Annotated in this window: 25 protein-coding genes, 1 tRNA gene and 2 pseudogenes; 13 read left to right on the top strand and 15 right to left on the bottom strand. The window is 68.9% G+C overall.

Annotated elements, in window-relative coordinates:
• Positions 1-73 precede the first annotated feature (73 nt).
• From JHE00_RS10325 to JHE00_RS10310, 4 genes and pseudogenes are all read left to right on the top strand, one after another.
• Positions 74-799 (top strand): DUF742 domain-containing protein, encoded by a 726-nt coding sequence (locus tag JHE00_RS10325; protein WP_200317314.1) that lies wholly within the window; start codon positions 74-76, stop codon positions 797-799.
• Between the two features lie 40 nt (positions 800-839).
• Positions 840-1445 carry a TetR/AcrR family transcriptional regulator gene (locus tag JHE00_RS10320; RefSeq protein WP_200317313.1) on the top strand — a complete coding sequence of 202 codons (606 nt, stop codon included), beginning with the start codon at positions 840-842 and terminating at the stop codon, positions 1443-1445.
• Positions 1429-3051: an acyl-CoA dehydrogenase family protein gene (locus JHE00_RS10315; RefSeq protein WP_200317312.1), complete on the top strand. Its 1623-nt coding sequence runs from the start codon at positions 1429-1431 to the stop codon at positions 3049-3051. Before JHE00_RS10320 ends, JHE00_RS10315 begins: the two co-directional genes overlap by 17 nt.
• A 6-nt stretch (positions 3052-3057) precedes the next feature.
• Positions 3058-3687 (top strand): annotated as a pseudogene (locus JHE00_RS10310) (enoyl-CoA hydratase-related protein); the annotation flags it as partial.
• Here JHE00_RS10310 and JHE00_RS10305 read toward each other — a convergent pair.
• From JHE00_RS10305 to JHE00_RS10295, 3 genes are all read right to left on the bottom strand, one after another.
• Complete coding sequence (locus JHE00_RS10305; protein WP_200317311.1) at positions 3623-4408, bottom strand: CAP domain-containing protein; 786 nt, start codon at positions 4406-4408, stop codon at positions 3623-3625. The pseudogene JHE00_RS10310 and the gene JHE00_RS10305 sit on opposite strands and share 65 nt — an antisense overlap.
• Before the next feature lie 120 nt (positions 4409-4528).
• The gene (gene dcd, locus JHE00_RS10300; protein WP_200317310.1) at positions 4529-5110 is read right to left on the bottom strand and encodes a dCTP deaminase; all 582 of its coding nucleotides are present in this window, start codon (positions 5108-5110) and stop codon (positions 4529-4531) included.
• 19 nt (positions 5111-5129) lie between these two features.
• Complete coding sequence (locus tag JHE00_RS10295; RefSeq protein WP_200317309.1) at positions 5130-6368, bottom strand: oxygenase MpaB family protein; 1239 nt, start codon at positions 6366-6368, stop codon at positions 5130-5132.
• Positions 6369-6499: 131 nt separating this feature from the next.
• On the opposite strand from JHE00_RS10295, the gene JHE00_RS10290 reads away from it, so the two are divergent.
• Positions 6500-6570 (top strand) — tRNA-Gly (locus JHE00_RS10290).
• Between the two features lie 94 nt (positions 6571-6664).
• Here JHE00_RS10290 and JHE00_RS10285 read toward each other — a convergent pair.
• From JHE00_RS10285 to JHE00_RS10275, 3 genes and pseudogenes are all read right to left on the bottom strand, one after another.
• Positions 6665-6955: pseudogene (locus JHE00_RS10285) on the bottom strand (site-specific integrase); the annotation flags it as partial.
• A gap of 262 nt (positions 6956-7217) precedes the next feature.
• Positions 7218-8186, bottom strand: coding sequence for a hypothetical protein (locus tag JHE00_RS10280; RefSeq protein ID WP_200317305.1), 969 nt, complete (start codon positions 8184-8186; stop codon positions 7218-7220).
• The gene (locus tag JHE00_RS10275) at positions 8183-8656 is read right to left on the bottom strand and encodes a DUF6932 family protein (protein ID WP_200317303.1); all 474 of its coding nucleotides are present in this window, start codon (positions 8654-8656) and stop codon (positions 8183-8185) included. Before JHE00_RS10275 ends, JHE00_RS10280 begins: the two co-directional genes overlap by 4 nt.
• Before the next feature lie 401 nt (positions 8657-9057).
• Here JHE00_RS10275 and JHE00_RS10270 point away from each other — a divergent pair, with 401 nt between their 5' ends.
• Positions 9058-9846 carry a hypothetical protein gene (locus JHE00_RS10270; RefSeq protein WP_200317301.1) on the top strand — a complete coding sequence of 263 codons (789 nt, stop codon included), beginning with the start codon at positions 9058-9060 and terminating at the stop codon, positions 9844-9846.
• A 16-nt stretch (positions 9847-9862) separates the two neighbouring features.
• Here the strand turns inward: JHE00_RS10270 and JHE00_RS10265 are convergent, their stop codons facing one another.
• A complete protein-coding gene (locus JHE00_RS10265; RefSeq protein ID WP_200317299.1) occupies positions 9863-10444 on the bottom strand; it encodes a GrpB family protein in 582 nt (193 codons plus the stop codon).
• Between the two features lie 43 nt (positions 10445-10487).
• The gene (locus JHE00_RS10260; RefSeq protein WP_200317297.1) at positions 10488-10889 is read right to left on the bottom strand and encodes a RidA family protein; all 402 of its coding nucleotides are present in this window, start codon (positions 10887-10889) and stop codon (positions 10488-10490) included.
• 80 nt (positions 10890-10969) lie between these two features.
• On the opposite strand from JHE00_RS10260, the gene JHE00_RS10255 reads away from it, so the two are divergent.
• Positions 10970-11458, top strand: coding sequence for a protein-tyrosine phosphatase family protein (locus JHE00_RS10255; protein WP_200317295.1), 489 nt, complete (start codon positions 10970-10972; stop codon positions 11456-11458).
• On the opposite strand, the gene JHE00_RS10250 is transcribed toward JHE00_RS10255, so the two are convergent.
• Positions 11418-11756: an MmcQ/YjbR family DNA-binding protein gene (locus tag JHE00_RS10250; protein WP_200317293.1), complete on the bottom strand. Its 339-nt coding sequence runs from the start codon at positions 11754-11756 to the stop codon at positions 11418-11420. The two genes, JHE00_RS10255 and JHE00_RS10250, sit on opposite strands and share 41 nt — an antisense overlap.
• A 152-nt stretch (positions 11757-11908) precedes the next feature.
• Here JHE00_RS10250 and JHE00_RS10245 point away from each other — a divergent pair, with 152 nt between their 5' ends.
• Positions 11909-12652, top strand: a complete 744-nt coding sequence (locus tag JHE00_RS10245; RefSeq protein ID WP_200317291.1) for a VanZ family protein — start codon at positions 11909-11911, stop codon at positions 12650-12652.
• Between the two features lie 118 nt (positions 12653-12770).
• On the opposite strand, the gene JHE00_RS10240 is transcribed toward JHE00_RS10245, so the two are convergent.
• A complete protein-coding gene (locus JHE00_RS10240; protein ID WP_200317289.1) occupies positions 12771-13124 on the bottom strand; it encodes a VOC family protein in 354 nt (117 codons plus the stop codon).
• A gap of 40 nt (positions 13125-13164) precedes the next feature.
• On the opposite strand from JHE00_RS10240, the gene mug reads away from it, so the two are divergent.
• From mug to JHE00_RS10215, 5 genes are all read left to right on the top strand, one after another.
• A complete protein-coding gene (gene mug, locus JHE00_RS10235) occupies positions 13165-13710 on the top strand; it encodes a G/U mismatch-specific DNA glycosylase (RefSeq protein ID WP_200317287.1) in 546 nt (181 codons plus the stop codon).
• A gap of 228 nt (positions 13711-13938) precedes the next feature.
• Complete coding sequence (locus JHE00_RS10230; protein ID WP_200317285.1) at positions 13939-14724, top strand: LuxR C-terminal-related transcriptional regulator; 786 nt, start codon at positions 13939-13941, stop codon at positions 14722-14724.
• Between the two features lie 145 nt (positions 14725-14869).
• Positions 14870-16723: an acyl-CoA dehydrogenase gene (locus JHE00_RS10225; RefSeq protein ID WP_200317283.1), complete on the top strand. Its 1854-nt coding sequence runs from the start codon at positions 14870-14872 to the stop codon at positions 16721-16723.
• A gap of 127 nt (positions 16724-16850) precedes the next feature.
• Entirely contained in the window at positions 16851-17132 is a 282-nt protein-coding gene (locus JHE00_RS10220; protein WP_200318301.1) for a GlsB/YeaQ/YmgE family stress response membrane protein, read from the top strand.
• Positions 17133-17146: 14 nt separating this feature from the next.
• The gene (locus tag JHE00_RS10215) at positions 17147-17869 is read left to right on the top strand and encodes a leucine-rich repeat domain-containing protein (RefSeq protein ID WP_307831881.1); all 723 of its coding nucleotides are present in this window, start codon (positions 17147-17149) and stop codon (positions 17867-17869) included.
• 5 nt (positions 17870-17874) lie between these two features.
• Here JHE00_RS10215 and JHE00_RS35835 read toward each other — a convergent pair whose 3' ends face one another.
• From JHE00_RS35835 to JHE00_RS10190, 5 genes are all read right to left on the bottom strand, one after another.
• A complete protein-coding gene (locus JHE00_RS35835; protein WP_200317279.1) occupies positions 17875-19749 on the bottom strand; it encodes a VanW family protein in 1875 nt (624 codons plus the stop codon).
• Between the two features lie 29 nt (positions 19750-19778).
• Entirely contained in the window at positions 19779-20132 is a 354-nt protein-coding gene (locus JHE00_RS10205) for a GroES family chaperonin (protein ID WP_200317277.1), read from the bottom strand.
• 1 nt (position 20133) lies between these two features.
• Positions 20134-21945: an NHL domain-containing thioredoxin family protein gene (locus tag JHE00_RS10200; protein WP_200318300.1), complete on the bottom strand. Its 1812-nt coding sequence runs from the start codon at positions 21943-21945 to the stop codon at positions 20134-20136.
• 130 nt (positions 21946-22075) lie between these two features.
• A complete protein-coding gene (locus tag JHE00_RS10195; RefSeq protein WP_200317275.1) occupies positions 22076-22258 on the bottom strand; it encodes a hypothetical protein in 183 nt (60 codons plus the stop codon).
• A 78-nt stretch (positions 22259-22336) separates the two neighbouring features.
• Complete coding sequence (locus JHE00_RS10190; RefSeq protein ID WP_200317273.1) at positions 22337-22813, bottom strand: SRPBCC family protein; 477 nt, start codon at positions 22811-22813, stop codon at positions 22337-22339.
• Between the last annotated feature and the right edge of the window lie 2 nt (positions 22814-22815).

Below are 22815 nucleotides of genomic sequence, written 5' to 3'. Positions count from 1 at the left end.
ATCCTCGCAGTCGACGTAGCCCGCGAGGCACAGAGACCTGCACGGATCTGCGCGAGGGCGGACGGACGTGGGCATGGCCACCCCCGGCGACGACGAACCCGAGACCGACGGCGATGACGTCGGTCCCACCGGCGCGCGGTTTCCCTCCTCCCGGCAGCGCTCGCGGTTCGGTTCCGACGAACCCGAACCGGCCGGGGAGACGTCGAAGCGCAAGAGCAAGAAGCGCGGCACGAGGGTGGGCTACACCGGCGGCCGCTTCCCGTCCGCGGCGCGACTGGAGAAGTTCGCCGACGGCGAGCCTGCTGAGCCGGAGCCCGAGTCCGCCGAGCCCATCGGCCCGGAGCCGACGCCCGAACCACCCCCGCCGCCGAGGGAGCGCGCCCCCGTCAGGCCGCCGCCACGCAGCGAGCGGGTGTTCGCCACGTCGGCGGATCCCGCCGGGGACGACCCGTTCGAGGAGCACCGGCTGCGCGTGCGGCCCTACGTGCTCACGCGGGGCCGCACCCAGGCGAGCTTCGACCTCGCCGTCGAGACCCTGATCTCCACGATCGCGCAGGCGCCTTGGGATGCCGAGCACCTAAGCTCGGAGTACCAGGCCGTCCGCAAGATGTGCGAGCAGCCGCGCTCGGTCGCCGAGGTCGCGGCGCTGTTGTCGGTGCCGCTCGGAGTGGCCCGCGTGCTGCTCAGCGACCTGGCCGAGTCCGGGCTCGTCCACGTGCACAGCAGCACGGCGAACTACGGCGGGCGCCCTGACTTCGACCTGATGCAGCGCGTGCTCGAGGGACTGCACAACCTCTGACGCTTGCCTGAAGCCGTGAATCGGTGCTTCACTTCTTGACGTGGTGTACCGGCGCACCCCTCAGATCCAGGCCCGCATGGACTCGCAGCGGGCCCTGATCCTCGACGCCGCGATCGAGCTGCTCGCCGAGCGCGGCTACTCCGGTTGTTCGATGGCGGCGGTCGCCGCGCAGGCGGGCGTCGCCACCGGCAGCGTCTACCGGCACTTTCCCGGCAAGGCCGAGCTGGTCGCCGAACTGTTCCGGCTGGTCGTCACACACGAGGTCGACGCCGTGGAGCGAGCGGCCGAGCAGCCGGGCACGGTCGCCGAACGCGTGCTCGCCGTGGTGGAGACGTTCGCGGGCAGGGCGCTCAAGGCCCCGCGGCTGGCGTACGCGCTGCTGGCCGAGCCCGTCGACGCACCGGTCGAGGCAGAACGGCTCGTGTTCCGGCGGGCGTTTCGCGACGTCGTGGCCCGCTGGGTCGCCGAGGGCGTCCGCACCGGCGTCCTCCCGCCACAGGACGCCGACATCACCGCCGCCGCCGTGGTCGGGGCGATCGCCGAGGTGATGATCGGCCCGCTCACCTCCGACAGCACCGACGCGGTACCCGCGCTGTGCACGTTCACCCTCCGCGCGCTAGGAGCGACCGATGCCACCCACCCATGAGGTGACCAACCAGGTACCCGCGCTCGTGGGCCACGACCTCGCCGAGGACCCGACGCTGCTGGAGAGCCTGCGCCGCGAGGACGCGGGCTGGGCCGAGGAGGAGCTGCACGAGCTCGGCGCGCTCGCGGGCAGTGAACGCGTGCAGGAGTGGGGCAGGGTAGTCAACGAGAACCCGCCGACGCTGCGCACCCACGACCGCGTCGGCAACCGCGTCGACGAGGTGGAGTTCCACCCGCACTGGCACGACCTGATGGACGTCGCCGTCTCGCACGGATTGCACGCGGCGCCGTGGCGGCAGGACCGGACGGGCGCGCACGTGGCCCGCGCGGCGAAGTTCTACGTGTGGAGCCAGAACGAGGCCGGCCACACGTGCCCGATCTCGATGACCTACTCGGCCGTACCCGCACTGCGGCACAGCCCCGACCTGGCGGCGACCTTCGAACCACTGCTCGCGGCCACGACCTACGACTTCGGGCTCCGCGAGCCGAGCGGCAAGCGCGGACTCATCGCTGGCATGTCGATGACCGAGAAGCAGGGCGGCTCCGACGTCCGCGCCAACACCACCTCGGCGCGGCCCGCGGGCGACGGCTACGTGCTCACCGGGCACAAGTGGTTCACCTCGGCTCCGATGTCGGACGTGTTCCTCACGCTCGCGCAGGCGCCGGGCGGCCTGTCGTGCTTCCTGCTGCCCCGCGTGCTGCCCGACGGCACCCGCAATCGCATTCACCTGCAGCGACTCAAGGACAAACTGGGCAACAAGTCCAATGCCTCCGCCGAGCTCGAGTACGACGAGGCGTTCGGCTGGCTCGTCGGCGAGGAGGGCCGCGGGGTCCCCACGATCATCGAGATGGTCAACAACACCCGGCTCGACTGCGTGATCGGCGGCGCGGCCGGGATGCGCTACGGCGCGGTGCGGGCAGCGCACCACGCCCGGCACCGGCACACCTTCGGCAAGGCACTCGACCGCCAGCCGCTGATGACCAACGTGCTGGCCGACCTCGCGGTGGAGTCCGAGGCCGCGACCGTGGCGGCCCTGCGACTGGCGGGCGCGAGCGACCGCGCGATCACCGGCGACCGGCAGGAGGCGGCGCTGCGGCGGCTCGCCCTCGCGGCTACCAAGTACTGGGTGTGCAAGCGGGCGCCCGCGCACGCGGCCGAGGCGCTGGAATGCCTCGGCGGCAACGGCTACGTCGAGGAGTCCGGCATGCCGAGGCTCTTCCGCGAGTCGCCGCTGTCCTCGATCTGGGAGGGCTCCGGCAACGTCGCGGCCCTCGACACGCTGCGGGCAATGGCGAAGCGGCCGGACTCCGTCGAGGCGTACTTCGCCGAGGTCGAGCAGGCCGAGGGCGCGGACTCGCGGCTCGACGACGCCATCGGGCGCGTGCGCAAGGAACTGGCCGATCTCTCCGACGTCGAGTTCAGGGCCCGGCGCGTGGTGGAGCTGCTCGCGCTGGTGTTCCAGGGCTCGCTGCTCGTGCGCCACGGCGACTCCGCCGTCGCGGACGCGTTCTGCGCCTCGCGGCTGGCAGGCGACTGGGGCATCGCGTTCGGCACGCTGCCCGCCGGGGTCGACGTGCACGCGATCACCTCCAGGGTGTGGCCGTGACCAGGCCCGCGCGGCGCGGGCGCCGTCGACGGGCCCACGGCGGAAGCGCTGGCCGAGGCGTTTCGCGAGTTCGACTCCGACGACGACGCGAGCGTGGCCGTGCTGTGGGGCGAAGGCGGCACGTTCTGTTCCGGTGCCGACCTCAAGTCGCTGGGCACACCGGAGTCCAACCGGGTCGCCGAGGACGTTCGCGTCCAGGACGGGCCGATGGGTCCAACCAGGATGCGGCTGTCCAAACCCGTGCTCGCGGCGGTCTCCGGGCACGCCATGGCGGGTGGCCGAGGAGGACGCCGTGTTCGGCGTGTTCTGCCGACGCTGGGGCGTGCCGCTCATCGACGGCGGCACGGTGCGGCTGCCGAGGCTGATCGGCACAGGCAAGGCTCTGGACCTGGTACTCACCGGCCGCCCGGTGGCCGCCGACGAGGCACTCGCGATCGGCCTGGCCGGCAACAGGGCCTCACCGAGCAGGACGCGCTGGCGAACGAGCTGCGGCGCGGGCTGACCTCGCTCGGCGCCGGGGCGCTCAACGGGGCCCGCCGATTCGCCTCCGGCGCCGGGCGGCACGGGGCTTCTAGTAGCCGAAGTTCTGCGTCCAGTACCAGCCGTCGGAGTTCACGCCGACGCCGATGGTGTTGATGTCGCAGTTCAGGATGTTGCGGCGGTGACCGTCCGACGACATCCACGCGTCCATCACGGCCTCGGGGCTCGACAGGCCCATGGCGATGTTCTCCGCGGCGGGGTCCGGGTAGCCGGCCTCGCTGATGCGTTCGTCGAACGTGGTGCCGTCCGGCGAGGTGTGCGACAGGTACTCGCGCTGAGCCATGTCGTCGCTGTGCCGCTGTGCCGAGTTGGTGAGCCTGTTGTCGACGCTGAGTGCGGAGCAGCCGGCGTCGGCGCGTTCGGAGTTGACGAGGCTGACCACCCTGGCGGTGGACGACGGCGAGGCGCCGCTGGTCTGTGAGTCCGAGCGGGGGCTCGGGGGCGGCGCGGGCGCTTCGGTGGTCTGCCGGGGCCGGTCCTGCGCGCTGGTCGAGCCGGGTGCGCTCGACGAGCCCGATCCATCGGACGCGGTCGAGGAGGTGGCCGAGGTCGAGGTCGGGTCTTCGGCGGTCGGGGTGTCGGCGGGGGCCTGGTCTTCGGGGGCGGGGTCGGTGCTGGGCTGCGTGGGGGTCGCCGAGGCCGGCTCGTCGGAGGGGGAGGTCGAGGCCGGATCGGGTTCGCCGCGCTGGATGGAGCCGTTGAACGGGTCGTCCGCGAATCTGTCGGGCATGGCGACGGGGGATTCGCTGCCCTGCGGACGCAACCACAACAGGTGACCACCCGCCGCGACCGCGACACCCACGAGCACACTCACCATCACTAAAAGTGATCGAATTCGTGAGCTCGGGGTAGACACAAGAGCGGAAGCTACCACCAAAGCGTGAGTTACTGAACCGTTATCTCGGCCGCATTCACGAGGTGACTCGGCGTGATTCTTTCAGCGACGCGTGTCGATTCGGTCGAAATTCTTGTACGCGCGACTCGGCGTCGGACCGCGTTGTCCCTGGTAGCGCGAGCCGGCCTCGGTGGAGCCGTAGGGGAACTCCGCGGCGGTGGTGAGCCGGAACAGGCACAGCTGGCCGATCTTCATTCCCGGCCACAAGGTGATGGGGAGGTTCGCCACGTTCGAGAGTTCGAGCGTGATGTGCCCGTTGAAACCGGGGTCGATGAATCCGGCCGTGGAATGGGTGAGCAGGCCGAGTCTGCCGAGCGAGGACTTGCCCTCGAGCCTACCCGCGAGATCGTCCGGCAGCGCGAACATCTCGAACGTCGAGCCGAGCACGAACTCGCCGGGGTGCAGCACGAACGGGTCCTCGCCGTCCTTCTCCACGAGCGAGGTCAGCTCGTCCTGCTGCAGCTGAGGGTCGATGTGCGTGTACTTCGTGTTGTCGAAGACACGGAAGAAGCGATCGAGGCGCACGTCGATGCTGGACGGTTGCAGCATCTTCGGGGTGAAGGGGTCCACCCCGAGCCTGCCGGCATCGAGCTCTTTGCGGAGGTCACGATCACTCAGTAGCACCGGGCCACCCTATCCGGGCTCAGGCCGCGGACGGGCTCTCGGTGCTCATGTGGCGGGAGTAGGTCGGATCGGTGCGAAAGATCTTGCCGAGCCGCTCGGCGTAACGGCGTCTGCCCAGGTCGCCGATCCGTTCCTGCAGCACGGTGGCGCCGGGCACCCACTGACGCACGGTCTCGGCCGCGAAGTTGGTCGCCGCGGCGGCCAGCACCACGCCCTGGGCGATGGGGTCGTTGGGCAGTTCGAGGAAGTCGGCGTTGGTCTTGCCGAGCACCAGCCTGCTGATCGACGAGTGCACGCGGACCGAGACGTGGGCGAGCACCTTGCCGACCGCACCGCGCCCGGTACCGACCTCGGCGTGGGAGGCCAGCAGCGCGGCGGCGAGCCGCTTGGAGTCGCCGTCCGGGACGAACTCGGTGGTGGCGAGCAGCCACAGCAGCCGCCACGCGTCCTCCTCGGTGGCGGGCAGCAGCTCGTCGTCGACGCCCATGAGCCAGCCGACGTAGCGCCAGAGGTGCAGGATGTCGGCGCGCTCGCGGTCGGTGTAGCGAACGCCGAGCAGCTGCATGCCGAGCACGTAGACGAGCGAGAACAGCAGGAGCGTGCCGACGGTCTGCACCTGGTTGACGGGCCGGTCCCACGCGCCGTAGTCCCAGTCGTCCCTGCGGTTCATCGCCGCACGCACGTGGGCGTGCACCAACCGGACGCGCAGAGCGGAGGCGTAGCCGTGCCCGCGCGGCCGCAATGCGCCGGGAGTGGTGACGTCGATCCACCAGTTGGCGGTCTCGACCAGGCGCCGGGAGGCGGTCTGCTCGATGGCGCCGGTGCCGATCAGCGACTTGGTGGCCCTCGACGCGAGATAGCCGCCCATGAGCGACATGTCGCCGAGGGGGAACAGCCCGAGGATGCCGGTGCGAGTGATGGCGCGAGCGCCCCGTTCGATGCGCTCCTGGTCGACCCAGTACGGCGTGGCCTCGACGTCGCGGAAGAACGCGGCCAACGGCTTTGGCGGATCGTCGAGACTGTCGACGCCACCGCGCAGAGCACGCTCGAACAGCTCGCGCCCCTGCCCGGCAGGCAACTCGTGAATCATGGCGACGACGGCGTCGGCGAGCGGGTCCTCGGCCTGGGCGAACCGGCGCAACCACAGCACCTGCCCCTCGGTGCCCCGCAGGTCGCCGGGCCCGAACAACCTGGTGGCGACCCGAAAGCCGCCCTGCCGCAACAGCTCAGGATCCGGCATCCGCTCGTCGGCTGTCATCGCACTTCACCCTACCCGCGCCGCAGTGGACAACAAGTGTTGTCACTCCGGGCCGCAGTCGTCAAGGAGGCGAAGTCCGAGGGAAGCCACTGTGGGCGGGAGATCGGCACCGTGTATGCTTTCGGTGCTCTGCGGATGTAGTTCAATGGTAGAACATCAGCTTCCCAAGCTGAGAACGCGGGTTCGATTCCCGTCATCCGCTCTCGTATCGAAGGCCCAGGTCAGAAGGTGTCCACTTCGGACCTGGGTCTTCGTCGTTTCGGGATCAACTTGGCTCGCGTGCCATTAACGTGCCATTAGCCGACCGGAACCGGTTGCCCGGAATCGCCGTCATCAGGCTCGTCCTCGTCGCCGTCCGTGGTGTCCGCCACGCCGTCGCGGTGCTTATCCACCAGCTCCGACAACCGATCCGCGATTCGCTCGTCGGCATCGCTCGTAGCCCGCTGATAGATCAACGCGGCACGCATGTCGTCGTGGCCCATCCGCGCCATCAGGTCCTTGGTCGACGTCCCAGCCTTGGACGCCCAGATGCTCCCGGCGTGCCGGAGGTCGTGGAAGTGGAGCCCAGCGAGCCCCATGTCCGCGACGACCTTGGTCCACTTGACCCGCTGGTCAAGTTGACCAGCTGGTCAAGGGCGGCGCGCAAGCGCGCCGCCCTTGACCAGCGACGCCCTTGGCACCAACGCGTCACCTAGGAAGTCCCCTTCTCGCCCGGTGATCGTCTTACGCCGAGCCGCCCGCATCAAGGGCGCCTAACGGCGTCGCTACGCGATGAGCTGCGCTCACCCTTGACACGACCGCCTCGACGCAACGGATCAGCAAGGGCGAAGGGGACGGGGAGATTAGGAGCTACTCCCTGGGCGCATCAAGACGCTCCAGGTCCACAAGGCTGTAGACACGGGTCTCGCGCCCAGTCGCCAACGAACGGGCAACACTGACCTCGAACAAGCCTCTCACGCGGTGACTGTAGAAGTCGCCGAGCCGTGGTACTAGCTCGTCCACAACGCGAGCTTGAATGACTCCGTCACCAGTGTCCAGTTCAACTCGATTTCGAATATTGCTAACCGTTCCGAGAGCCCCTTCAAGGATTACTTCTTCCTCAGTCACCCTGTTACGGCTCAGAACGTCACCGAGTCGCCGCGCTGCGGTTCGAGTAAACAACGTGTCACGGCTCTGACCAGTGGGCGCCGTCCAGCTCAACTGGGCACTTATCTGTTCATCAACGATCGCAGTTGAAAGGTTGTTGATGTGCTTAAATGCTCGCCCACCAAGAGGAAGTACCTCTTCAACAATCGAGGAATCGTCCTCCGGGTTGGTGGCTGCCAAATCAATCAACGTCAGCATCTTGTCCAACGACTGATCGAGGAGGGGTGACGGCCCATCGCCGTCTTCGCGATCGAAGAAGGAATCTTGCCGAGGCCTCGCAGATGGGCCCTGCAAGACTGCACCAAACGACCCAGGAAAAACAGCCGTAAGGCTAAGAGCAGTCTGATCACGCAACGCCGCGGGGATAGAAGACCGACTCGTCGCCTTGCCGACAAGCGCTTGCCCGATCGCGGCCACGGCTTCCTGCAGGCTGTGAAGGATCCTGGTCAAGGCATCAACACGAATCTCGTATCCGCTCACTGCCGCGCCGTCTAGGGTCACCTCTAGTCGCGTGCGCTCGGCGACAGCCAGGTCAGACGCCAGATCGTCGCGAACATCTTCGATACCAGAGCGCAACAGCGCAACGGCTGGACTCGACGAGGCAGGCTGGAGGGCCGAGAGGGTGCGCTCAAGACGCACCAGGTCAGCGCGCAGAGCTGCTCGCGACCTCATGCCATGACCTCCAAGTAGCCCTTTTCAGCGCCCTCGACGTCCTTAATTCGCTGCCAGAACCAGTCCCAATGATCCTTCGCTTTCAACGTCTCAGGGGCAAGGCTATGCCCATCCGGGTAGATCGGCAGCGCATACGAGTCGATGCCCCAGACGTGCTTGGTCTGTTTCCCGGCCAACATGGCACCCACCATCTGCTGCAAGCCCGGAGCCAGCCCATCGAACGCTTCGCCATCGAACAACGTCACAACATCGACATCACCAGGGTTGATTTTACTGGTCACGTAGCTGCCGTTGATCCACTGCGAGTGGATAGGCAACACACTGCTCAGCGCCTCCCGGTGCCTCTGCCAACGCACAAACAGCCTCTTACGACTCGTCGAGTCGCCGAACGCATCGACAAAGTGCGTGTGGAACTCGTCAATGGTGACGACATGTTTGCCCGGCGGAAGAACCCCACCAGCTCCGAGCATCGGTCCCTCCGACGATGAAGATCTACTTGACGTGAGGAGAGTCGTCATGCAAGTCGGCGTGTTACTCAGAGCGGGCAGCCGACATCGATTCGTAACCAAGGTCGATTGGTCGCCCCTGACAGCGCATGCCATTAGCGTGCCACTAAGGCCGGTCAACTACGGTCACCAGCGGTACCCTGCGCACACCCGCGCCCGCAGCTCAGGGCTACTTTCCAGCATGATCACGCTGGTTCCCAAGCTGAGAACGCGGGTTCGATTCCCGTCATCCGCTCCAAGGCTGTTCCAGCAGCTCACGAGGCCCGCATCCCGATCAGGGAAGCGGGCCTTTCGCTTGCCGGGAATCCACTTCGGACCGCTCTGACTCGTCGACGTCGGGCAACGGCTCACTCGATAATGGCGCCGTGACCAGATTCTCCGACTGTTCGTCGTTCGATGTCTGGCTCGACGAGCGCGACGCGTTCGACGGCGGACGCTTGGCTCAGATCACGCGGTCTGGGGACGGCTTGATCACACTGGTTCTCGAGCAGTGCCTTCGACTCGGGCTTCTTCCCGGCGATCACTCCACGCTCGACGTGTACGAACTTGTCACCACAGGCGCGGGCGAACTCGACCCGCCGACCGAGCGCGGCCCGAGCGACATCCTGGACCCGATCGAGACGGCCGAGGTCGATGGGCGGATCGCGATCTCGATTCCCACCTGGCCGGGCTCGACTCGGCTGGTCGCCACCGACCTGACCGTGCGCCACGTCGGAACCGAGCAACGGCGAACGGAACCATTCGTGAGCGAGGCGTTCACCGTGGTGACCGGCACCGACTGCAACGACCTCTTCTGGCGCACTCGCGTCGGCGAGCTCCTGGGGGCACCTGTCGTCTGGCGTGTGCTCGGTAGCCGCACTCCGGGTCTGCCCGGCCTGGACACTGACGGTTGCTTCCTGCAGCGACCGGACCTGCTCGCGAGTACGAACCACGGCGTTTTCTGCACGCGAGGACGCACGGGCACGACCACGATGAGCCGATACAGCCGCGAGGCCGACGCCGATCTGTGGCGTGCCGTGCAATGGGCCGGTGCGGAGTTCGAGCGGATCCGCTCGGGCAACTGTGTCTTCGAGCGGGCCGATTGGGAGAACTACCTCGCAACCGGGCAGTTTCCCCCCGACGAGAAGCTGCGCGGCTCACTCGTCCGAGAATGATCGGCTGTCTGGACGTTCAGTTGGTTGGTCCACTTCGGACTGGTTCGACCCAGCCCGCCCTCGCCAGGATCTCGAAGATCACCGGGCGTTTCGCCTCCGCGTAGTAGTTGATGTCCGCCCATTCGCGTTCGGCCAGTTTTCGTTTGGTGGCCTCGTAGAGCTCGCGGTCCGCATCGTTGGCGCGGAGGCGGTCGCGGAAGGCGAGATAGCGGCGCACCTCGACGTCGTCAGGCGGGTAGCAGTGCAGGTTCACCGGCTCGTCCGGCTCGCCCGCCCGCAGGCAGCGGTGGCCCGGTTCGCGCACCCGCGGGTCGTAGCCCGCCGCTTCGAGGTCGCGCAGGTAGGCCGCCTCGTCGTCCGGGTCGTCGATGCCCACCACGATGTCGATGATCGGCTTCGCCGCGAGTCCGGGTACCGACGTGGAGCCGATGTGCTCGATCAGCCTCGCCCGCTCGCCGAGGATCGAGCGCAGTTCGGAGGCGCGGGCCTCGAACCTGGCAGGCCACGCGGGGTCGTGGTCGGCGAGCGTGACCCGGGTGGGGCGCAGGCCGTTCACGAGCTTGGCGGACAGTTGCGCGTCGTCGAGCTCGTCGGACATCGAAAGCCCTTTCGTGAAAAGCACGCCAGCGTAGTGATCTGGGCTAGACGGCGGCTACCGCCTCGACCTCCACCAGTTGGTCGTCGTAGCCCAGGGCCGCCACGCCGAGCAGCGTGCTCGGGGCGTCGTGGTCACCGAAGCGGGCGCGCACGACCTCCCACGCCACCACCAGGTCGTCCTGCTTCGCCGATGCGACGTACACCGTGGTCTTGAGGACGTCGCGCAGTGTCGCTCCCGCTTCGCGCAGGGCCACGTCGAGGTTGTCCATCACCTGCTTCGCCTGACCGGCGACGTCGCCGACGGCCACCGTGTTGCCCTCGGCATCGAGCGGGCACGCGCCCGCGGCGAAGATCAGTCGCTCGGCCGACAGGGAGACGGCGGAGGCGTAGGCGTACTCGGCGACGGACGACAGCTGGGAACTACGGACAAGTCGGACGCTGGTCATGCTGACTACATTACGAACGCCGCCAGCCGAATAGCCGGTCGTCGTTGCCCCGGCACCGCGGCGGGTCCCCATAATCGGGCATGGCAGGGCCGCCTCTGCTCGGCGCGACCAGGCTGCCGGACGGCGTGTGGGTCCGGGGCCGGGGACTCCGCGAGGCCGCGCCAGAGGGGCCGCGACCCGATTTCGGGCTCTACCTCGGCGCCGGGGTGCTCCACCGCCGCCACGACGCCTCGCTCACCTGGGAACACGAGTGGGTGCACTGGGTCGACGGCTGGCTGCCCTCGCACTGGCGACCCGCCGCGGCGAGCATCGTCGCGCTGCACGAGCGCGCGAGGACCGGCCAGGCCGTGGAGATGGCATGCCACGGCGGCATCGGCCGCACGGGCACCGCCATGGCCTGCCTGGCCACCCTCACCGGGCTCACGCCACGCGAGGCGTTCGCCTGGACCCGCGCGAACTACCGCCGCCGCGCGGTCGAGGCTCCGTGGCAGCGGGCGTGGATCAGCTGGTTCGCCCGCCACGCGCGCCTCAACCGTCCAGGGCCCTCCGCAGCCGGGCCGGAGCCTTGAGCCGCCACGACTCCTCGATCAGCTCGCCGAGCTGGTCCTCGTCGACGGCCGCCAGATCGACCAGGATCGACCCGTAGCCGTCGTAGTGCGGCGTCGTGTAGAACGCCGGGTCGCCGGACTCCAGCAGCGCGGCCTTCTCGTCGAGCCCGCACATCAGCACGAGTCCGCCCTCGGATTCAGTGCGCAACCGTGCGAAGCCTTTGCCCGCGACCTTCAACGCCGGGGTGCGGTACCACGTCGACTCCTCGACCTCGGGCAACCGCGAGCCCATCGCCACCACGTCTTCCCATGTCGCCATCCGCCCATTCTCGGTCCGGCCGGCGGCCGCGGTCTTGGCGAAACGGGAGCCCGGCCAGCCGGACGGCCCTCGGCCGGATGGCCGATGCAGGGGGTGATCAACAGCCCTTCGACCGAGGTCAGAGCAGGTCAGCCAGCCATAACGTCTAGATCATGACTTGGGCACAGCAGACGGCACTGGGATACGGCCTCCTCGGTTTTCTCATCGTGTGGGGCATCGTCCTCGCCATCCAGGTATCGACGCAGCGCGCGCGGTACGGGCGGGTGCGGACCCGGAGCATCGTCGTCAGCGGGGCGGTGACGCTCTACGCGTGCCTCGCTGTGGCCGTCGTGCTGCTGCCGCTGCCCGGGCCGAACACCCCGGCGCTGGAGCAGACCGTGCAGCTCGTGCCCTTCCAGTGGGTCGCAGACATCGGCACCGAGCTGGCCAAGTACGACCAGCCGGGCTCGGCGGCACTGTTCACGCAGACGTTCCAGCAGGTGGCGATGAACGTGCTGCTGTTCGTGCCACTCGGGATCTTCGCGAAGGTGCTGTGGAACCAGCGGGCGAGCCGTGCCGTGCTGTGGGGCTTCGGAGCCTCGCTGCTGATCGAGCTCACACAGATCACCGCGAACTTCGGCACCGCGCCCATGGTCTACCGGATCTTCGACATCGACGACCTCATGACCAACACGTCGGGCGCGCTGCTCGGATGGGTCGCCGCGGCTCTCTTCCTGACGCTGCGCCACATGGCCCAGGACGTCAGCCCGGAGGACGCTGTCCCAGCCCAGCAGGCAACGGTGCCGACGCCAGCGGGTCGTGCTCACCAAGTCTGGCCAGCCGCGCCTGTCTTTGCTGCGCATGACGCCGTGCCGCACGGCGGTCTTCCAGCACTACCGTGGCACCCGCGGCGATGAGTAACAGCACCGCGAGGCCGATGACCAACGCCAGTTGCACGTCATCCCCCTTGATGCGTCGTGTGTGGCGGATCACACAGAGTACGCACTCGGGAGCGGATCGCGCCACCCCAGCAGGTCAGCGCGCCGGCAGGACGCAGAACTCGTTGCCCTCCGGGTCTGCCAGCACCACCCACGGATGCCTGCTCTCGTCGGACAGCACCGTGGCCCCCAGCCCCGCGAGCCGGTCCACCTCGGCGTACTGGTCGCCCTCCGCGGGCGCGACGTCGAGGTGGAGCCGGTTCTTGCCGGTCTTGCCCTCCGGCACCGGCTGGAAGAGCAGCGGCGGGTCGCCGTCGAGCTGCACGTACCGTCTCCCGTCCGCATCGCTCCAGCGGTGCGGCTCCGGATAGCCCAGTGCCTCCCGCCAGAACGCGGCCAGTGCTTCCGCGTCGGCGCAGTCGACGGCGATCGCGATGACATGAACAGGCATTGGCCCTCCCTACCACTCGATCAGCGGCGAGACTGCTGTCATGCCAGACCGTCCCACCGCCGATCAGCTCGCAGCGGCGCACGGCCGCACGATCGACGACGTCATCGAGCCCGGGTTGCGGGTGCTCTTCTGTGGCATCAACCCGGGGCTGTACTCAGGCGCCACCGGCCACCACTTCGCCCGCCCCGGCAACCGGTTCTGGCCTGCCCTGCACCGCGGCGGCTTCACGCCGAGACAACTGGCGCCGAGCGAGCAGGGCGAACTGCCGTCCTACGGGCTCGGCATCACCAACCTCGTCGCCAGGACCACGGCCAGAGCCGACGAGCTCACCGCTGAGGAACTGCGCGCCGGTGGCGAGGATCTCACCCGCAAGGTCGCGAAGTACCGCCCTCGGCTGCTCGCGATCGTCGGCATCACCGCCTATCGCACCGCCTTCGGCAGACCGAAGGCCGTCGTCGGGCCTCAGAAAGAGCAGGTCAGCGACACGCCGCTCTGGGTGCTGCCCAACCCGAGCGGGCTCAACGCGCACTGGACGCCTGCCGCGCTCGCCGAGGAGTTCGCACAACTGCGCGCGGCTGTTCAGTGACCCAGTGTCGCAGGAACCGGCGGGCACATAACTCCAGCTCAACTAGGCCGGGCCCCCCGAACGAGGGAAACTCCGTCATGGATTAATTGAATGGTCGTCCAAAGCGTCACGAGGTCGTCATACGCACGTCCCAGCACCGGAGCACAGGGCGACCTCGCACGGGGGGCCGGGTGATCACGGCGAGTGGAGCGCGCTCTGGAACGAGGGCGTGTTGGAGACGGAGTACGAATGACGCACAGCATGGACAGGGGCAGGCCGGCCCCGACGCTCGGCGCCGCGGGGACCCGCGCGTTGACCGTCGCGGCACTGGACCCCGTGCCGATCTTTCGCGAGGGGCTCAACGCGCTGATCAGTCGCACGCCCGGGCTTCGCTGGGTCGGCCACGCCACCAACCACCACACGTCGTTACAGCTCTGCGAACAGCTCCGTCCCAACATCGTGATCGTCGACTCCGGCTTCGATCCGCACAGTCACCTGATCAGGCTGCTCAGCGACGGTGACCCCACGCTCGTCATCGTCGTGCTGGTGCGGGAGCCGCAGCGCACGGCTCAGTTCCTGACCACCGCGGTCGCCGCGGGGGCGCACGGTGTGCTGCCGCGCTCCGCCGAGCCGAGGCGGCTCGCCGAGGCGATCCGCAGGGCGCACGTCGACCGCCGCTACATCGATCCCTCGCTCGCCGCGCTGACGGCGCGTCCCAAGCGGCAGCCGAGCGCCAACGGCCAGGTGCTGAGCACTGCGCAGCGGCCGCAGATGCCGCTGTCGCGCCGGGAGTACCAGGTGCTGCAGCTGGTGGCCGAAGGACTGGAGAACTCCGCCATCGCGAAGGTCCTCTTCCTGTCGGTGGAGACCGTGCGCACCCACGTGAAGAGCATCCTGCGCAAGTTGTCGGCCAGGGATCGCACGCACGCCGTGACCACCGCGTTCCGCAGCGGAATACTGATCGCCAGGTCCGACGACGCCACGGTCACGCCGCGCGAGAACGCGGCCAGGCCTGCTCCGAACGGACCCACATAGGGGATCTCTTCATCACAAAAGTGGCATCCGCCTTGCCGTCGGTTACCCGCAGGTAATATTCTTGAAGTTACCGGCGAGTAGGGCAGTGATGTCCGAACCAGGAGCGCCCAGCCGGAATCCCGAACGACCCGTACGGAGCGACGACATGGGCCACTACAAGAGCAACGTCCGAGACCTGGAGTTCAACCTCTTCGAGGTGCTCGGCGTACAGGACCGCCTCGGCAAGGGTGTTTTGGCCGAGTCCGACGAGGAGACGGCGCGTGGCGTGCTGTCCGAGCTGAACAACCTCGCCGTCGGACCGCTCGCCGAGTCCTTCGCCGACGCCGACCGCAACCCGCCGGTCTACGACCCCAAGACCTTCTCCGCCACGCTGCCGGAGTCGTTCAAGAAGAGCTACCAGGCGCTGTGGGACGGCGAGTGGTGGCGCATCGGCCTGCCGAACCACCTCGGCGGCTTCGGCCTGCCCCCGACCGTGCAGTGGGCCTCGTCCGAGCTGATCCTCGGCGCCAACCCGGCACTGTTCATGTACATGGCGGGCCCGAACTTCGCCATGATCGTCGACAAGAACGGCACCGACGAGCAGAAGCGCTGGGCGCAGCTCATGATCGAGCGCGCGTGGGGCGCGACGATGGTGCTCACCGAGCCCGACGCCGGCTCCGACGTCGGCGCGGGCCGCACCAAGGCCGTGCAGCAGGAGGACGGCTCCTGGCACCTCGAGGGCGTCAAGCGCTTCATCACCTCGGGCGACCAGGACATGACCGAGAACATCATGCACCTGGTGCTGGCACGCCCCGAGGGCCCCGGCGTCGAGACCAAGCCCGGCACCAAGGGCCTGTCGCTGTTCCTCGTGCCCAAGTTCCACTTCGACAGCGAGACCGGCGAGCCCGGTGAGCGCAACGGCGCCTTCGTCACCAACGTCGAGCACAAGATGGGCCTCAAGGTCTCCACCACCTGTGAGCTCACGTTCGGCCAGCACGGCACTCCCGCCAAGGGCTGGCTGCTCGGCGACGTGCACAACGGCATCGCGCAGATGTTCCAGGTCATCGAGTACGCCCGCATGATGGTGGGGACCAAGGCCATCGCGACGCTGTCGACCGGCTACCTCAACGCGCTCGAGTACGCCAAGGAGCGCGTGCAGGGTCCCGACCTCACCAAGCAGCTCGACAAGGCCGCGCCGCGCGTCACCATCACGCACCACCCCGACGTGCGCCGCTCGCTGATGCTGCAGAAGGCCTACGCCGAGGGCATGCGCGCCGTGTACCTCTACACCGCGTCGTTCCAGGACCAGATCTGGATCGGCGAGGGCGACGAGGACTCGCTGAACCTGGCCGAGCGCGTGAACGACCTGCTGCTGCCGATCGTCAAGGGCGTCGGCTCGGAGCGGGCCACCGAGCAGCTCGTGCAGTCGCTGCAGACCCTCGGCGGATCCGGCTTCCTGCAGGACTATCCGATCGAGCAGTACATCCGCGACGCGAAGATCGACTCGCTGTACGAAGGCACCACGGCGATCCAGTCGATGGACTTCTTCTTCCGCAAGATCGTCCGCGACAAGGGAAAGGCACTCACCTACCTCGCGGGCGAGATCACGAAGTTCATCGAGTCCGAGGCGGGCAACGGCAGGCTCAAGAATGAGCGGGCGCTGCTCAAGCAGGCGCTGGACGACGTCCAGGGCATGCTCGGCTCGCTGATCGGCTACCTGAGCGCCTCGCAGGAGGACGTGAACAACTCCTACAAGGTCGGTCAGCACACCGTGCGACTGCTGCTCTCGGCGGGCGATCTGGTGATCGGCTGGCAGCTGCTCAAGGGAGCGGAGGTCGCGCTCGCCAAGCTCGACGGTGAGGGCGGCAAGGTCTCGGCCAGGGACACCGCGTTCTACCAGGGCAAGGTGGCGGCGGCGACGTTCTTCGCGAAGGACGTGCTGCCGGAGCTCACCTCCCGGCGCGCGGTGGTCGAGGCCGCCGACAACGAGCTGATGGAGCTGCCCGAAGCGGCGTTCTGACCCGTCCCCCAGAAAGCCCCGTGGCCGCGCTCGCGGCCACGGGGCTTCGCCGTTTTTCGGGGTTACCAGGGGACCTTCTGGGTACTCCTGTTCGGTCATTCGTTGACCTTGAACAGGAGTGGAGACCATGGCTGTCTCTGGAATCTTCGCCGCGATCGTGGTCGGGCTGGTGCTCGGCGTGCTCGGCCGGTTTTTCGCCCCGGGCAAGCAGGGAATCCCGATTTGGCTGACCATCCTGGTCGGCATCGTGGCAGCGTTCATCGGCACGGCCATCGCGCGCGGCCTCGGTTACGCCGACACCGACGGATGGGACTGGCTCGAGTTCATCACCCAGGTCGTCGTCGCCGCCATCGGCGTCACGCTTGCGGCAAACCTCTACGGCGGCAGGAAAAAGGGCATTCGAACCTAGTAACTTGGTCCACTGTGGATAGGCACACGCTGGACCTGAGCGAGCAGGGACTCACCACCTTTCCCGGCCCGGCACGGGAGCCGGCCGGGATCAGGGAGGTGAACGCCTACCGAAACCGCCTCACGACGGTGCCGGACTGGCTGTGGGACCTTCGCGAACTGCGGGTGCTGATCCTCGCGGACAACGAACTGACCGAACTGTCACCACGGATCAGCCGGTTGTCGCACGTGCACACACTCGACCTCGGACACAACGCGTTCACGTCGTTGCCCGACGAGATAGGCGAACTGCCGAACCTCACCGAGTACCTGTACCTCAGCGACAACCGGCTGACGTCTCTTCCGGACTCCCTCTTCGGCCTCTCCGGACTGCGCTACCTCGGCGCCACCGACAACGCACTCACCGAACTTCCCGAGAACATCCGCGGCCTGAGCGCGTTGCGCGAGCTGCGGCTCTACCACAACCGGTTGCGCGCGTTGCCCGACTCGATCGGTGAACTGGCCGCATTGCGCGAACTGCACCTGCGCGGCAACCGCATCAGCCACCTGCCGGACTCGATCGGCGCGCTCAGCGACCTCCGCCTGCTCGACCTGCGGGACAACGGCCTGCGCGAACTGCCGGACTCGCTGCTGTGCTTGCCCAGGCTCGCCAAGCTCGACCTGCGCTGGAACCGCGAGCTGCGCGTACCGGACTGGCTGCCGGAGCTCGGGGCAGGCGACTGCGTCGTGTTGCGGTAACCCTGCTAGCCGCGCCCGGGCGCACAGAGCACCACCGGCTTCGGCGCGTAGCGCACCTGCTGGGTCTCGCGGCCGGCCTCCCTGCCGCCGTCGACCTCGTAGCGCACCCTCGTGGCCGAGACGGTGAAGCCGAACTCGCCCCGCGACGGCGTGCAGTCGGGGCCTTCCTCGCGGCGCACGTCGGGCGGTTCGAGGCCGGTGCGCGAGCCCTCCGAGACCTCGACGCGGTACTGCCGGGTGCCCCAGATCTTCACCGTGACACCGGAACCGCCCGAGCTCGCGCTGATGGCCACCGCCTTGCGCAGGTTGTTGGTGAACGCCAGATCCACGCCGGAACCGTCGGAACGCAGCGAGATCGCGTCGCGCGCGAGCGGGTAGCGCTCGTCGTAGTGCTCGTGCGGGGTGTGGCCCGCGTCGGTCAGCCCGGCGAGGTAGGCCGCGTTGTAGAGCGTGGAGGTGAACTGCGAGACGCCGCCACCGAGCACGTCGGCTCCCGTGCCGTCCTCGTTGGCCGGCGCGACGGTGTAGCCGCGCGAGCCCGTTCGCGGGCCGGTGCGGGCGTCGAGGCTGAACGTCTCGCCAGGCCGCACGATGGCTCCGTTCACCGCCGCGGCCATCGTCGCGAGGTTGGGCGCCGCCGCCTCGCTCGCGCCGCCGGTGCTGAACTCGCCGATGACCTCCTTGATGCCGAGGTCGGCGACCGCCTCGGTGGTGACCTCCGGCTCGCGCAGGTCGTAGGCGACCCCGAGGTCCCTCGCGTCCTGCCGCCCTGCCACGTCGAGGAACGGTTGGAAGGTGCGCTCCCAGTTGATGCGCCTGCCCTGCTCGGCAGGCTCGATCGAGGGACCGTTGTCAACCAGGCGCAGCGCCGCGTCCTTCGGCTGCCTCTCGGTGCCCGCCAGCTGCGGGCGCACCGACGCCTGCAGCCTGCCACGGTCGAGCGTCAGCTCCAGGCCACCGCCGCCGACGGGCGCGAAGCGCAGCGCGGCGCCGATGTCCCTCGGCGTGAGCACAGCCGTCCGGCCCTCGCCCTGCAGCGTCACCGGCCCCGACACCAACGGCTCGGCCTGCCGCAGCGCGGCCCGCACCCCGGCCAGCGTCGCCACCGGGGACGTGACGGCCACCGGCAGGTCCACCGTCGCGTGGTTGAGCCAGCCCCGCTTCACCAGCGTCATGGCGCCGTCGACGTCGGAGAGCCGCTGTCCGTCCTTCGGGCGGATCGCGAACGGGCGCACCGCGCTGCCGTCGTCCTCCACCGAGTGGAAGCCGATGCCGCCCTCGACGACCCGGTGGTCGATGCGCTCCTCCGCCAGGGTCTGCAGCGCCTTGCGCAGCTGCTGGTCGTCGGCCCTGCTCACCACCCCGACCTCGCGCGAGGTGAAGAACGACGCGATGCGGGTCAGCGGGTTCAGCGGCTGGCTGCCCGCCTGTTCGACCGTGGAGCGCCAGTCGAGGCTGAGCCCCGCGTCGGTGGGTTCGAGCGTGGTGTTCACGTCACCCGCCCGCACCGAGATGGGCTCGGTCAGCCGCGGTTCGAGCTCGCGGCGCAGCGTGTCCTCCGCGGCCGACGGGTTCAGCCCGCCGACCTCGACCCCGCTCACCGTCACGCCGCGCGGGACCTCGCCCACGCTGAAGAACAGGTCGGCCGCGTACAGGACCACGAAGGCGACCGCGGCCAGGCCCGCCATGACGAAAGCCCTGCCGACGCCTCTGCGGACCCGCTTGCCCGTGGTGGGCTGGACCTGCCTCGGCTCGGGCTCGAACAGTTCGTCGAGCAGCTCGTCGTCGTCAGCGGCACGCGGATAGGCGGAGAAGGCCTGCGGCACGGCTTTGGGCACGGGATCGGTGTCCCAGTCCGGCCAGTCGTGTTCCTCCCGCACCCTCGACCCCCTCCGCCGACGGATGGCTGCTAAAGGTACAAGCCCGTACCGTGTTCCGCCCGCTCACTGGCCATCGCGTGGATGTCGCGCTCTCTCATCACCAGGTAGGCGTCCCCCTGGATCTCGACCTCCAGCTGGTCGTCCGGGTTGAACAGCACCCGGTCGCCGACCTTGACGTTGCGGACGTTGTTGCCGACCCCGAGGACATCGCCCCAGGACAGGCGTCGCGCCACCTGCGCGGTCGCCGGGATGACGATGCCGCTGCTGCTGCGGCGTTCCCCCTCGTCGACCGGGATCCGGACCAGCACACGGTCGTGCAGCATCTGGATCTCGAGTTTGGCGTCCGGCGCGACCGGGCTCCTGCTGTCTGACACGAGACTCATGCTACGTCGCCGGGTTGCCCGCCATAACCAGGCGAAGGCTCGCTTCGCCGTCCGGTTGGAGCCGGATCGGCACGCCCCAGTCCTGCCGGGTGACGCGGCACGCGGGGTGTTCGGCGTCGCTGTCGCAGCTCGCCGCCTGCGCGACGATCTGCAGCACGCCCTCGGTGACACCCTCGGCGAACTTGATGGTGCGGGTCAGGTCCGTTCCACCACCACCGCCGTCGGCGAGCAGCTCCGGTGGTGACGCGCTCACCTCGAGCCTGGTCGAGGGTCCGAACCGGTCGTCGAGCCGCTCGCCGGGCGGCGGCACGAACACCACGGTGAAGTCCAGTTCGCCAGGGGCGAGCACGGTCGGCGGCCTGCGCACGGCGTGCGCCTCGCCCTCGACGTGGCCGGCGCCGGAGACGTCGAGCCTGCGCAGCCGGTGTGCCGCGGTCTCGACCACGAGCACGCCCGCGTCGGTGACGACGAGCCCGGCGGGCTCGGCGAGGCCGCTCGCGAGCGTGCCGACCTCGCCGGACGCGGGGTCGTAGCGGCGGATGGCTCCGTTGTAGGTGTCGGCGATCGCCACGGTGCCGTCGGCGAGCACGGCGACGCCGAGCGGGTGCTGCAGCAGCGCCTGGGAGGCCTTGCCGTCGCGGTGGCCGAAGGAGAACAGGTCGGTGCCGACGGCGGTGAAGACGGCGAAGTCGTCGCCGGCGGGCTCGATCCAGCGCAGCGACGAGGTCTCGGCGTCGACGAGCCACAGCCGGTCCCTGCCCACGGCGAGCCCGGAGGTCTGCGCGAAGAACGACTCCGCGGCCTTGCCGTCGCGCAGGCCCTCGACCGTGGTGCCCGCGAACCGGCTGACCGTGCCGTCGACGGGGTCGAACAGGCCGAGCGTGTGGTTGCCCGCCATCGCCACCACGACGCCACCGGCGGCGTCCCACCAGCGCACGTCCCACGGGCTGGTCAGGTCCACGTCGAGTGCGGGACCGTCGGAGGAGCCGTCGCGCCACTGCGCGCCCGTGCCCGCCACCGTGGTGACGCCTCCGGTGCGGAGGTCGACACCACGCAGCCGGTGGTTGGCCGTGTCGGCGACCACCAGGTGGTAGCCGGCCTTCTCGGCGACCTCGGCTGGCAGCAGTGCCAGGCCCGAGGGCTCGGCGAAGCGGGCGACGTCGAACGCGCCGTCGGCCTCGCCGCGCTCGCCGCTGCCGAAGCGGCGCACCAGCGTCTCGGCGTCGGAGGCGAACTCGGCGATCGAGTGGTTGGCGGTGTCGGCGACGAGCACGCGGCCCTCGGCCGTGACGACGGCCTTGCTGGGGAACCGCAGCTCGGTGGCCTCGGCCTCGACGGGCACGTACGGGCTGCCGCCCCTGCGCAGCGTGCCCTTGGCCTCATGGGTGGAGACCAGCTCGGTGAGCACGCGGCGCAGCGCCTCGGCGTGGCCCTCACCGGCGGCCACGTGCACGACGTAGCCCTCGGGGTCCACGACGACCAGCGTCGGCCACGCCTTGACGGCGTACTGCTGCCAGTTGGTCAGGTCGGGGTCGTTGAGCACCGGGTGGTGCACGCCGTAGCGCTCGACGGCGGCCTCGATGGCCGAGGTCTCGCCCTCGTGCAGGAACTTCGGGGAGTGCACGCCGACGGTGACGAGCACGTCGGCGAACTCCTCCTCGAGCGGGCGCAGCTCGTCGAGCACGTGGAGGCAGTTGATACACCCGGAGGTCCAGAAGTCGAGCAGGACGATCCGTCCGCGCAGCTCGGCGAGCTTGATCTGCTTGCCACCCGTGTTGAGCCAGGTCTGTCCGGTCAGCTCGGGTGCGCGCACGTTCTGGCGCAGCGTTGGAGCACTCACACAAGTAGTGAACTCGACGGATTCGCCGGAACTTCCTGCCGGGGGGTGTGATCCACCCGGCAGGGGTATGTAATAAGCGTTCGTTTCAGATTGTTTCGCGACGTCAGTTACGGTCCCGGGTCGGTCCGCCCGCCGGTTCGGTGAGCGTGACGGTCGGCGGGGTGCCGGTGTAGCTGAGCTTCGGGGTGGATACCGAGGCAGGCGGCTCGCTCGCGCAGCCGGCGAGGGCGGCGGCTGAGGCGAGAGCGGCGACGCTCGAAGCGATGACCGAGGCGGCGATGCGCATGGGTGGGGTGCCTAGCTGTCGGGGGAGGGGCGACAACCGCACATCGCCCCCGCGCGAGCCCGCGTTACCCGTCCGTGGTCAGGGGGCCAGCCGACGTTGCAGCGCCGCCAGCGTGGCCTCGATGTTGCGCTGGTTGCGCACGTCCCGTTCGTCAGGCCGCACGCCGATGAACGGACCCACCAGCATGCGAAACCACTGCGGCGAGCGGTTCCACGTGCTCTCCACGACCCGGCAGCCCCGCTCGGTGGGCTCCAGGTCGTACTGCCAGCGCGAGACCTGGATCAGGCCGAACGCCACGTCGAACGCGAAGCGGCTGCCCTCGTCGGCGTGGGTGATCGTGGCCACCGTGCTCCAGCGCCGGGAGCCGTTGCGGTTGCGGCCGACGAACCTGGCGCCCGGCCGCGCTCCACGCGCCTCGCCCAACCAACGGTGTTCGGTGTACTCCCCGGCCAGCTCGGCGAGCACGCCGGGATCACTGACCAGCGCGTACACGTCCTCGGGCCGCGCGTCGATTTCGATCTCCGCGCGTGCGGTCGGCTTCGTCCTCGTTGACATTG

Origin of the sequence: Prauserella cavernicola, assembly GCF_016595675.1 — a bacterium.
Classification (GTDB): domain Bacteria; phylum Actinomycetota; class Actinomycetes; order Mycobacteriales; family Pseudonocardiaceae; genus Prauserella_A; species Prauserella_A cavernicola.
The sequence above is the reverse complement of the archived record's forward strand: the minus strand, read 5'-3'. Positions and strand labels throughout refer to the sequence as shown.